Source organism: Microbacterium enclense, from assembly GCF_001456955.1.
GTDB classification, from domain to species: Bacteria; Actinomycetota; Actinomycetes; order Actinomycetales; family Microbacteriaceae; genus Microbacterium; species Microbacterium enclense.
The window spans coordinates 193,481-205,784 of sequence record NZ_KQ758473.1; the positions used below are offsets into that span (position 1 = coordinate 193,481).

General features: G+C 68.8%; 7 protein-coding genes and 1 tRNA gene. 6 read left to right on the plus strand and 2 right to left on the minus strand.

Going from position 1 to position 12,304, the window contains the following annotated elements; all coding sequences use genetic code 11:
- Positions 1-3: 3 nt before the first annotated feature.
- The 5 genes from gltB (at position 4) to AS029_RS14270 (ending at position 8,378) form a co-directional block, all read left to right on the plus strand.
- Positions 4-4,581, plus strand: a complete 4,578-nt coding sequence (gene gltB / locus AS029_RS14250; RefSeq protein ID WP_058233251.1) for a glutamate synthase large subunit — start codon at positions 4-6, stop codon at positions 4,579-4,581.
- Complete coding sequence (locus AS029_RS14255) at positions 4,574-6,040, plus strand: glutamate synthase subunit beta (RefSeq protein WP_058233252.1); 1,467 nt, start codon at positions 4,574-4,576, stop codon at positions 6,038-6,040. Before gltB ends, AS029_RS14255 begins: the two co-directional genes overlap by 8 nt.
- Positions 6,041-6,095: 55 nt before the next feature.
- On the plus strand, positions 6,096-7,541 hold the full coding sequence (gene pyk / locus AS029_RS14260) for a pyruvate kinase (RefSeq protein WP_058233253.1): 1,446 nt from the start codon (positions 6,096-6,098) through the stop codon (positions 7,539-7,541).
- 76 nt (positions 7,542-7,617) lie between these two features.
- A tRNA-Leu gene (locus AS029_RS14265) sits at positions 7,618-7,698 on the plus strand.
- Positions 7,699-7,757: 59 nt separating this feature from the next.
- On the plus strand, positions 7,758-8,378 hold the full coding sequence (locus tag AS029_RS14270) for an ANTAR domain-containing response regulator (RefSeq protein ID WP_058233254.1): 621 nt from the start codon (positions 7,758-7,760) through the stop codon (positions 8,376-8,378).
- Positions 8,379-8,698: 320 nt separating this feature from the next.
- Here the strand turns inward: AS029_RS14270 and AS029_RS14275 are convergent, their stop codons facing one another.
- Positions 8,699-9,130 (minus strand): hotdog fold thioesterase, encoded by a 432-nt coding sequence (locus AS029_RS14275; protein ID WP_058233255.1) that lies wholly within the window; start codon positions 9,128-9,130, stop codon positions 8,699-8,701.
- A 65-nt stretch (positions 9,131-9,195) separates the two neighbouring features.
- On the opposite strand from AS029_RS14275, the gene polA reads away from it, so the two are divergent.
- Positions 9,196-11,832, plus strand: a complete 2,637-nt coding sequence (gene polA / locus AS029_RS14280; protein ID WP_058233256.1) for a DNA polymerase I — start codon at positions 9,196-9,198, stop codon at positions 11,830-11,832.
- Positions 11,833-12,100: 268 nt separating this feature from the next.
- Here polA and AS029_RS17935 read toward each other — a convergent pair.
- On the minus strand, positions 12,101-12,304 hold a 204-nt coding region (locus AS029_RS17935), incomplete at its 5' end, for a hypothetical protein (protein ID WP_217630077.1).

The window sequence follows — 12,304 nt, forward strand, 5'->3', positions numbered from 1 at the left end:
GATATGGCTTCCAGCCTGCGTTCCGACACCGTCGGAGGCTCATTCCCGGCCCGACAGGGAATGTACGACCCGTCGTTCGAGAAAGACGCCTGTGGCCTCGCCATGGTCGCCACTCTCCGCGGCGAAGCCGGTCACGACATCATCGATCTGGCGCTGACGGCGCTGCGCAACCTCGAGCACCGCGGCGCCATCGGCTCCGACGCGGGCACCGGTGACGGTGCCGGCATCCTGACCCAGATGCCCGACGCATTCCTGCGCGCCGTCGTCGACTTCGACCTGCCGCCGGTGGGGGAGTACGCCGCCGGCATGGTCTTCCTGCCGCTCGGCCACGACGAGCGCGCCGCCATGAAGAGCGGGATCGAAGAGATCGCGCGCCACGAGAACCTCGAGGTGCTCGGCTGGCGCGAGGTGCCCGTCGAGCCCGAGAACCTCGGCAAGCTGGCGTACGACGCCCGACCCGCCTTCGAGCAGCTGTTCGTGTCGCGCCCCGCCGTCGGCGACCAGCCGGCGCTGTCGGGCATCGCGCTCGACCGTCGCGTGTACCGGTTGCGCAAGCGCGCCCGTCATGAGCTCGAGGCCTACTTCGTGTCGCTGTCGAGCCGCACGCTCGGCTACAAGGGCATGGTCACGACGCTGCAGCTCGAGCCGTTCTACCCCGACCTGCAAGACGAGCGCTTCGCCTCCGAGCTCGCGGTGGTGCACTCGCGCTACTCGACGAACACCTTCCCGTCGTGGCCGCTCGCGCAGCCGTTGCGCATGCTCGCACACAACGGCGAGATCAACACCGTCAAGGGCAACCGCAACTGGATGCGCGCCCGTCAGTCGCAGCTCGAGTCCGAACTGATCGGCGACGTGCGCCCGCTGCTGCCCATCTGCACCGAGGGCGCCAGCGACTCGGCCTCGTTCGACGAGGTGCTGGAGCTGCTGACCCTCACCGGTCGCAGCCTGCCGCACGCGATCATGATGATGGTGCCCGAGGCGTACGAGAAGCAGGCGACGATCGACCCCGATCTGCGCGCCTTCTACGACTACCACTCCATGCAGATGGAGCCGTGGGACGGCCCCGCCGCCCTCATCTTCACCGACGGCACGCTCGTCGGCGCCACCCTCGACCGAAACGGTCTGCGTCCCGGCCGGTGGACCGAGACCACCGACGGTCTCGTGGTCATCGGTTCCGAGACCGGTGTGCTCGACTTCGCCCCCGAGCGCATCAAGCGCCGCGGGCGCCTGCAGCCCGGTCGCATGTTCCTCGTCGACACGGCCCAGCGCCGCATCGTCGAGGACGAGGAGATCAAGTCCGACCTCGCCGCGCTCCAGCCGTGGGGCGAGTGGGTCGACAAGGGTCGCGTCAAGCTCAGCGAGCTGCCCGAGCGCGAGCACATCGTGCACCCGATCGCCTCGATCACTCGCCGCCAGCGCACCTTCGGCTACACCGAAGAAGAAGTGCGCATCTTGCTGACTCCGATGGGCCAGGGCGGCGCCGAGCCGCTCGGCGCCATGGGCAGCGACGCGCCCGTCGCGGTGCTCAGCGACCGCCCGCGGCTGCTGTTCGACTACTTCTCGCAGCAGTTCGCGCAGGTGACCAACCCGCCGCTGGACTCGATCCGCGAAGAGGTCGTGACCTCGCTGTCGCTGGGCCTCGGCCCGGAGCGCAACCTCCTCGACTGGGGCCCCGAGCACACCCGCACGGTGACGCTCGACTTCCCCGTGATCGACAACGACGAGCTCGCCAAGATCCAGCACATCGACACGGCCCTGCCGGGTCGGTCGTCGGTGACGATCCGCGGCCTCTACCGCGTCGAGGCCGGCCACAAGGGGCTCCAGAAGCGCCTCGTGCAGATGTGCTCCGAGGTCGACGCGGCCATCGAGGACGGCGCCGAGTTCATCGTGCTCAGCGACCGCGACTCCAACAAGGACCTCGCTCCGATCCCGTCGCTGCTCATGCTCGCGGCCGTGCACCACCACCTCATCCGCAACGAGACCCGCATGAAGGTCGGTCTCGTGGTCGAGGCCGGCGACGTGCGCGAGGTACATCACGTGGCGACCCTCATCGGGTACGGCGCCTCGGCGGTCAACCCGTACCTGGCGATGGAGACCGTCGAATACCTCGTGCGCGCCGGCTTCATCACCGGCGTCACGCCCGAGAAGGCCGTCAAGAACCTGATCTACGCGCTCGGCAAGGGCGTGCTGAAGATCATGTCGAAGATGGGCATCTCGACCGTGTCGTCCTACGCGGGCGCCCAGGTGTTCGAGGCCGTGGGCCTGTCGCGCGAGTTCGTCGACGCGTACTTCACCGGCACCGAGTCGAAGCTCGGCGGTGTCGGGCTCGACATCATCGCGGCCGAGAACGCCGCGCGTCACGAGTACGCCTACCCGCAGGATGCGGCGGCCCGGGCGCACGAACGCCTGTGGACCGGCGGCGAGTACCAGTGGCGCCGCGACGGCGCCCCGCACCTCTTCAACCCCGATACGGTGTTCCGCCTGCAGCACGCCACGCGCGAGCGCCGGTACGACATCTTCCGCGAGTACACGCAGCTCATCGACGACCAGGCGCACGAGCTCAAGACGCTCCGCGGTCTGTTCGGCCTGCGCACGGGCCTGCGTCCCGCCGTGCCGATCGACGAGGTGGAGCCCGTCTCGGCGATCGTCAAGCGCTTCTCCACCGGCGCGATGAGCTACGGCTCGATCTCGAAAGAGGCGCACGAGGTGCTCGCGGTGGCGATGAACCAGATCGGCGGCAAGAGCAACACCGGTGAGGGCGGGGAAGACGTCGACCGTCTGCTCGACCCCACGCGTCGCAGCGCCATCAAGCAGGTGGCATCCGGTCGCTTCGGTGTGACGAGCCTCTACCTCACCGAGGCCGACGACATCCAGATCAAGCTCGCCCAGGGGGCCAAGCCCGGCGAGGGCGGTCAGCTGCCGCCGACCAAGGTGTACCCGTGGGTGGCGCGCACGCGTCACGCGACCGCGGGCGTCGGGCTCATCTCGCCGCCGCCGCACCACGACATCTACTCGATCGAAGACCTCAAGCAGCTCATCTTCGACCTCAAGCGCGCCAACCCGAAGGCCCGCATCCACACCAAGCTCGTCAGCCAGTCGGGCATCGGTGCGGTCGCGGCCGGCGTCGCCAAGGCGCTGAGCGACGTCATCCTGGTCTCCGGGCAGGACGGCGGCACGGGCGCGAGCCCGATGAACTCGCTCAAGCACGCGGGCACCCCGTGGGAGCTGGGCCTCGCCGAGACGCAGCAGACGCTCATGCTCAACGGCATGCGCGACCGCGTCGTCGTGCAGGTCGACGGTCAGATGAAGACCGGCCGCGACGTCATCATCGGCGCCCTGCTCGGCGCCGAGGAGTTCGGCTTCGCCACCGCGCCGCTGGTGGTCTCGGGCTGCATCATGATGCGCGTCTGCCACCTCGACACCTGCCCCGTGGGTGTGGCGACGCAGAACCCCGTGCTGCGCTCGCGCTTCACCGGCAAGGCGGAGTACATCGTCAACTTCATGGAGTTCATCGCGCAGGAGGTGCGCGAATACCTCGCGGCCCTCGGCTACCGCTCGATCGACGAGATCGTCGGGCGCGCGGAGCTCCTGGATGCCAACGAGGCGATCCAGCACTGGAAGGCACGGGGCCTCAACCTCGCGCCGATCCTCGAGGGACCCCGTTTCGCCGATGACGAGCCGAGACGCCACGCGCGCAACCAGGATCACGAGCTCGAGGACCACTTCGACGTGCAGCTCATCGAGCGCGCGCAGGACGTCATCGCGCACGGCGGCCAGCTGACGGTCGACCTGCCCATCCGCAACACCGCACGCGCGGTGGGAACGATGCTGGGCCACCACGTCACCAAGGCGCGGGGCGAGCACGGTCTGCCCGAGAACTCGATCGACGTGCGCCTGACCGGTTCGGCCGGGCAGTCGTTCGGCGCGTTCATGCCCGCGGGCATCACGCTGCGCCTCGAGGGCGACTCGAACGACTACGTCGGCAAGGGACTGTCGGGCGGCACCATCGTCGTGCGTCCGCCGCGCGGATCGTCGTTCGCGGCCTCCGAGAACGTCATCGCCGGCAACGTCATCGGCTACGGCGCCACACAGGGGCAGATGTTCCTCAACGGCGTCGTGGGCGAGCGGTTCCTCGTGCGCAACTCCGGCGCCACGGCCGTGGTCGAGGGCGTGGGCGACCACGCGCTCGAGTACATGACCGGTGGTCTCGCCGTGATCCTCGGCGCCACGGGCCGTAACCTCGGCGCGGGCATGTCGGGTGGTCAGGCCTACGTCTACAAGCTCGACCGCGACCTGGTGAACCGCGAGGCCATGGCATCCGGTGAGCTCGTGCTCGGCACCCTCGGATCCGGGGATGCCGAGATCCTCCGCGACCTGCTCGAGAAGCACGTCGCCGAGACCGATTCCACGCTCGCTCGTCGTCTGCTCGAGGACTTCGAGACCGAGGTGGACAATTTCGTCCGGGTGCTGCCGCGTGACTACGCCGCTGTGCTGCAGACCCGCCAGGAGGCGGTCGCCGAGGGTCTCGACCCCGACGGTGACGTCGTCTGGACGCGCATTCTGGAGGTGACGGGTGGCTGACCCGAAGGGCTTTCTCAAGACCACGGAGCGCGAGCTCCCGAAGCGTCGGCCGGTGCCCGTGCGCATCATGGACTGGAAAGAGGTGTACGAGCCGGGTGATTCGGCCGTCATCCGTCGCCAGGCCGGTCGCTGCATGGACTGCGGCATCCCGTTCTGCCACAAGGGCTGCCCGCTCGGAAACCTGATCCCCGAGTGGAACGACCTCACGTGGCGCGGCGAGGGCCGCTCCGCGATCGAGCGTCTCCACGCGACGAACAACTTCCCCGAGTTCACCGGACGCCTGTGCCCCGCGCCCTGCGAGAGCTCGTGCGTGCTCGGCATCAACCAGCCGGCCGTGACGATCAAGCAGGTCGAGGTCTCGATCATCGACGAGGCGTTCGCCAACGGCTGGGTCGAACCCGAGCCGCCGGAGCGTCTGACGGGCAAGACCGTCGCCGTCGTGGGCTCCGGCCCCGCCGGCCTCGCCGCGGCGCAGCAGCTCACGCGCGCCGGTCACACGGTCGCGGTCTTCGAACGCGACGACCGCATCGGCGGACTCATGCGCTACGGCATCCCCGACTTCAAGATGGAGAAGCGCCACCTCGAGCTGCGTCTTCGCCAGATGCAGGCCGAGGGCACGCGCTTCCGCGCCGGCGTCGAGATCGGGAAAGACATCTCGTGGAGCGATCTGCGGGCGCGCTACGACGCGGTCGTGGTCGCCACCGGCGCCACGGTGCCGCGCGACCTGCCGATCCCGGGCCGCGACCTCGACGGCGTCCACTACGCCATGGAGTACCTCGTCGAGGGCAACAAAGCCGTCGCGGGCGACCAGATCCCGCAGCAGATCACCGCGGAGGGCAAGCACGTCGTCGTCATCGGCGGTGGCGACACCGGCGCCGACTGCATCGGCACCGCGCACCGCCAGGGCGCGCTGAGCGTGACGAACCTCGCGATCGGCAAGCAGCCGCCGTCGGAGCGTCCCGCCGAGCAACCGTGGCCGATGATGCCGAACCTGTTCGAGATGGCATCGGCCCACGAAGAGGGCGGCGAGCGCACGTTCCTCGCCTCGACAGTGGAGTTCCTCGGCAACGCCGCCGGCGAGGTGCGTGCCCTGCGCGTGGCCGAGACCGAGTACGTCGACGGTCGTCGCGTGCCCAAGAGCGGCACCGAGCGCGAGATCCCGGCCGACCTGGTGCTGATCGCGATGGGCTTCACCGGCCCCGAGCGCGAGCACCTCGAAGACCAGCTCGGCACGCAGTTCACCGGACGCGGCAACGTCGAGCGCGACGCCACGTATGCCACGACCACGCCCGGCGTGTTCGTCGCCGGCGACGCGGGCCGCGGCCAGTCGCTCATCGTGTGGGCCATCGCCGAGGGCCGTGCGGCCGCCGCCGAGGTCGACACCTTCCTCATGGGCGAGACGGTGCTTCCCGCGCCGGTGCGCCCGACCGATGTCGCCATCGGCCTCCTGCCCGCCTAAGCTGGCAAGGGCCGATCGGCCACTTCCCGAAAATCCTCACGGAGCTTGAAAACGGATGAGACGCGCCAAGATCGTCGCAACACTCGGGCCCGCCACGTCGTCGTATGAGATGGTTCGCGCCATCATCGACGCCGGGGTGGACGTCGCCCGCCTCAACCTGAGCCACGGAGACTACTCCGTGCACGACGCCAACTTCGCCAATGTGCGCAAGGCCGCAGAGGACGCCGGCCGCCCGGTCGCCGCCCTCGTCGACCTGCAGGGTCCCAAGATCCGCCTCGGCAAGTTCGAGAACGGCCCCCACGACCTGCTGCCCGGCGACATCTTCAAGATCACCGTCGAGGACATCCTCGGCACCAAAGAGATCGTCGGCACGACCTTCAAGGGTCTGCCCCAAGACGTCAAGCCCGGCGACTTCCTGCTGATCGACGACGGAAAGGTCCGCGTGCGCGTCGTCGAGACCGACGGCACCGTCGTGACCACCGAGGTCGTCGTGGGCGGTCCCGTGTCGAACAACAAGGGCATCAACCTCCCCGGCGTCGCCGTGAACGTGCCCGCGCTCAGCGAGAAGGACGAGTCCGATCTGCGCTGGGGTCTGAAGGCCGGCGCCGATCTCATCGCGCTGTCGTTCGTGCGAGACGCCTCCGACATCGTGCGCGTGCACGAGATCATGGCCGAAGAGGGGCGCTACGTGCCCGTCATCGCCAAGATCGAGAAGCCCCAGGCTGTCGACAACCTCGAGGAGATCATCGACGCCTTCGACGGCATCATGGTCGCCCGTGGCGATCTCGGCGTCGAGCTTCCGCTCGAGGCCGTGCCGATCGTGCAGAAGCGCGCGGTCGAGCTGGCCCGTCGCATGGCCAAGCCCGTCATCGTCGCGACGCAGATGCTCGAGTCCATGATCAGCAACCCGGTGCCCACGCGCGCCGAGACCTCCGACGTCGCGAACGCCGTCCTCGACGGCGCGGACGCGGTCATGCTCTCGGGCGAGACCAGCGTCGGCGACTACCCGGTGGTCGTCGTCGAAACGATGGCGCGCATCGTGGAGTCCACCGAAGAGCACGGTCTCGAGCGCATCGCGCCGCTGACCAACAAGCCGCGCACGCAGGGTGGCGCGATCACGCTCGCCGCCGTCGAGGTCGCGGACTTCGTCGAGGCGAAGTACCTGTGCGTCTTCACCGAGTCGGGTGACTCGGCCCGCCGCATGTCGCGCCTGCGCTCGACCATCCCCATGATCGCGTTCACGCCCGAGCCCGGCATCCGCCGCCGCCTGGCGCTGACGTGGGGCGTGCGTTCGACGCTCGTCGAGCACGTGTCGCACACCGACAAGATGTTCCTGCAGGTCGACGACTATCTGCTCTCGCACGACCTGGCCAAGGTCGGCGACAAGGTCGTCGTGATCTCCGGATCCCCTCCCGGGATCGCCGGTTCGACCAACGACCTGCGCGTGCACCGCGTGGGCGACGCCGTGCACGGCGCGGCGCCCGGGTACCAGGAGGTTTGACCCCTCACGACGCGCGTCGGTTCGCACCGGCGCGCGTCGTGGCGTTCCCGCTCGATAGGGTGGGAGCGCAACACCTGCCGGTGTGGCGGAATGGCAGACGCGGGGCACTCAAAATGCTCTGTCGAAAGACGTGTGGGTTCGAGTCCCACCACCGGTACCCGTACAGCATCCCGTGCGATCCAGGGCTTCTCGCCCTTCCAGACTTAGGATGGTTCCGTGACTGATCAAGAAGCCGTTCCCGCCAGCGCCCCCGCGGCTCCGCGCCGCGTCGTCGTCGCGGAAGACGAGTCGCTCATCCGCCTCGACATCGTCGAGATCCTCCGCGACAACGGCTTCGACGTCGTCGGAGAAGCCGGAGACGGCGAGACCGCCGTGCAGCTGGCCACCGAGCTGCGTCCCGACCTGGTCATCATGGACGTCAAGATGCCCCAGCTCGACGGCATCAGCGCCGCCGAAAAGCTCAGCAAGAACCACATCGCCCCCGTCGTGCTGCTGACGGCGTTCAGCCAGAAGGAGCTCGTCGAGCGCGCGAGCGAGGCCGGCGCCCTGGCGTACGTCGTGAAGCCGTTCACCCCCAACGACCTGCTGCCGGCGATCGAGATCGCCCTCGCGCGCTACGAGCAGATCATCACCCTCGAGGCCGAGGTCGCCGACATGGTCGAGCGCTTCGAGACCCGCAAGCTCGTCGACCGCGCCAAGGGTCTCCTGAACGAGAAGATGGGCCTGAGCGAGCCCGAGGCGTTCCGCTGGATCCAGAAGGCGTCGATGGACCGCCGTCTCACCATGCAAGACGTCGCGAAGGCGATCATCGAGCAGCTGGCCCCCAAGAAGGCCTGACGAGACTCTTCGTGAGATGGATGCCACTGCGGTGGCATCCATTTCGCGTATGCGGGGGAGTGGGGCTTGGGGATCCTCGCTCTCGAGGTGGCTGAGCTCGTCGAAGCCGCCGGACGCGCACGGTGTGGGACCCGTCGGCGGGCTCAGGGTCCTGTGAGCCGTAAGGGCTGATTCGGTGGGACCGCCGGACGCGCACCGTGTCGGACCCTTCGACGGGCTCAGGATCCTCCGCGCAGAGCCTCGTTGAGCCTGTCGGACCGCCGGACGCGCACGGCGACTCCGGACCGTTCGACGGGCCCAGCGGCCTCCGCGCGGCCAGGTCAGGGTGCGGGGGCGTCCTTGATCATGTTCGTGATGCGCACGGTCGAGCAACGGCGGCCCTGCTCGTCGGTCACGGCGATCTCGTGCACCGTGAGCGAGCGGCCGAGGTGGATCGGCGTGCAGACGCCGGTCACGATGCCCGACGTCGCCGAGCGCGTGTGCGTGGCGTTGATGTCGATGCCGACGGCGAGGCGACCCGCGCCCGCGTAGAGGTTCGCCGCCATCGAGCCGAGCGACTCACCGAGCACGACGTAAGCGCCGCCGTGGAGGAGCCCGACGGGCTGCGTGTTGCCCTCGACGGGCATGGTGGCGACGCAGCGCTCGACGGTGAACTCCACCCACTCGATGCCCATCTTCTCGGCGAGGGCGCCCATGCCGCGCTGCTTGGCCCAGTCGAGGCCGGAGGTGGTGTCGCCGGTGGTGGAAGTCATCGTCGCCTTCGTGGTGAATCGGCGCAGGCCGGGGGAGTGTCCGAGGTTCTCGTTACGCTGGAGGGGTGACGGATGCCGAAAAGCCTACTCTCCTCGTCGTCGACGGCCATTCGCTGGCGTACCGGGCGTTCTACGCCCTACCGGTCGACAACTTCTCGACGAAGGACGGCCAGCACACCAACGGCATCTACGGCTTCCTGTCGATGTTCGTCAACCTGGTGAAAGCCGAGAAGCCGACGCATCTCGCGGTCGCGTTCGACACCTCGCGGCAGTCGTTCCGCACGCAGCAGTACGCCGAGTACAAGGCCAATCGCAGCGAGTCGCCGGTCGAGTTCAAGGGGCAGATCCCCCTGCTGCAGGACTGCCTGCGGGCGATGGGCGTCCCGGTGCTGACGAAAGAAGAGGTCGAGGCCGACGACATCCTCGCCACCCTCGCCACGCAGGGCGAGCAGCAGGGCTACACCGTGCTCGTGTGCTCGGGCGATCGCGACACCATCCAGCTCGTCACCGACGACATCACGCTGCTCTACCCCAACGTGCAGGGCGTCTCGCAGCTCAAGCGCTACGACACCGACGCGGTCATCGAGAAGTACGGCCTGCCGCCCGCGCAGTATCCCGAGATCGCCGCTCTCGTCGGCGAGACGAGCGACAACCTCCCGGGTGTGCCGAAGGTGGGCGAGAAGACGGCCGTGAAGTGGCTCACGCAGTGGGGGTCGCTCGAGGCGCTGCTCGACAACGCCGACAAGATCACGGGCGTGGTGGGCAACAACCTGCGCGAGCACCTGGACGGGGTCAAGCGCAACCGCGCGCTCAACCGCCTTCTGCGCGACGTCGATCTGCCCGTCGGCCCGGGTGACCTCGGGATGAAGCCGCTCGACGCGCAGGCCGTTCGCGACATCTTCGCGCGGCTCGAGTTCCGCACCCTGCTGCCGCGCGTGTTCGATGCGCTCGGCGGCGACGCCGGCGAGGTCGAAGAGGCGCGGCCCACCGCCACCGCCCCGGCTCCGACGCGCCTCGACGCCGACGCCCTGGCGGCGTGGGCCGAGGCGGCGGACGGCTTCGTCGGTGTCACACTGACCCTGGCCGGTGCCGCGCCCGTGCAGATCGGGCTCGCCTCGGCATCCGCCGCGGTCGAGGCCGACTGGTCGCCGGCCGTGCGCGATGCGCTGGCCGGATGGCTGGCATCCGATGCCCCCAAGGTGTTCGCCGACGCCAAGCCGCAGCTGAAGGCTCTCGCAAGAGAGGGCGTGACCGTCGGCGGGGTGGCCTTCGACGTGATCCTGGCCGGGTGGCTGGTGCGCCCGAGCTTCCCCGACAAGACGCTCGGCGACCTCGTGGAGCGCACCCTCGACGAGAAGCTCCCGGTCGCCGACCCGACGCAGCTCGTGCCCGAGACCGAGGGGGCGACGCCCGGGCAGCTCTCGTGGTTCACGCGACGGGTCGCCGAGGCGCAGCGCGCCGAGATGCCCGAGCGGGTCGCCGAGGTGCTCGACGACATCGAGATGCCGACGCTGACCGCCCTGGCCGACATGGAGCTCGCCGGTGTCGCCGTCTCGCACGAGAAGCTCGCCGGGTTCTCGGCCGAGCTGGGCGCCCGCGCGGACGCGCTCGCCCGTGACGCGTACGCGGCCATCGGACACGAGGTGAACCTCGGCTCGCCCAAGCAGCTGCAGGAGGTGCTGTTCGACGAGCTGCAGCTGCCGAAGACCCGCAAGACCAAGAGCGGGTACACCACCGATGCCGCCGCTCTCGCCGATTTGCAAGAGAGTGCCCCGCACCCCTTCCTCGACCTGCTGCTCAAGCACCGCGAGGCCACGAAGCTCAAACAGATCATCGACGCGCTCGACACGGCCACCGGCCCCGACGGGCGCATCCACACCACCTACGTGCAGACCGGCAGCCAGACCGGGCGTCTGTCGAGCACCGACCCGAATCTGCAGAACATCCCCATCCGCACCGAAGAGAGCCGGCGGATCCGCGCGGCCTTCGAGGTCGGCGAGGGCTACGAGACGCTGCTGACGGCCGACTACTCGCAGATCGAGATGCGCATCATGGCGCACCTCTCGGGCGACCCGGGGTTGATCGAAGCCTTCAACTCGGGCGAAGACCTGCACCGTTTCGTCGGCGCACGGGTGTTCGGCGTCGAGCCCGCCGAGGTGACGCCCGCCATGCGCACCAAGGTCAAGGCCATGTCGTACGGCCTCGTCTACGGCCTGTCGGCGTTCGGTCTCTCGAAGCAGCTGCGCATCGAGCAGTCCGAGGCCAAGAAGCTCATGCTCGAATACTTCGCCCGCTTCGGCGCGGTGCGCGACTACCTGCGCGGGTCGGTCGAGCAGGCACGCCAAGACGGCTACACCGAGACGATCTTCGGTCGGCGCCGACCCTTCCCCGACCTCACGAGCATGAACCGCGTGCTGCGCGAGAATGCCGAGCGCGCGGCGCTGAACGCTCCGATCCAGGGCAGCGCCGCCGACATCATGAAGGTCGCGCTGTTCCGCATCCGCGATGAACTGGCATCCGCGGAACTCCGCTCGCGTGTGCTGCTGCAGATCCACGACGAACTCGTCGTGGAGGTGGCGGCGGGCGAATGGGATGCCGTGGAGCGGATCGTCCGCGCGCGCATGGCCGACGCGGCCGAGCTGTCGGTGCCGCTCGACGTGCAGATCGGCCGCGGCGGCGACTGGGACGAGGCGGGACACTGACGTTTCCATCTCCTTCGAGAGGCACCGACTACGCATGACAATGGCGAAGACCAGCGGCCCGGTGTCACCCGGTCGTTGAGAAAACGGCACCGCCGAGGACGCTCGACGAACCGAGGTGCTTACGTGGTCGCATGGCTAGGAACGCAAAAGCTCTCTCAGTACTCGCCTCGGCAACATTGCTATCGGTAGCAGTCGGTCTGCCCGCCATCGATGCTGGCGCCGCCAATGCCGACAGCAACCGTCCAGTGACTCGCGCAGCGGACGAGGCTCAGACGACCCGCACCCCCGATTCGTGGCCGGTCGCGTACGACGACGCGAACAGCAACGTCGCGACAGACAACGGGTTCGGAAATTCCCGGGCGCTGAGCGGCGGCACACAAGCCGGAGCGCAGGCGAGTGCTTCGGGGTACAACGATTCGAACGCCGCGAGCAACGCCCCGGCGCGTAGTGACGCGACGGCCAATGCCCAGGC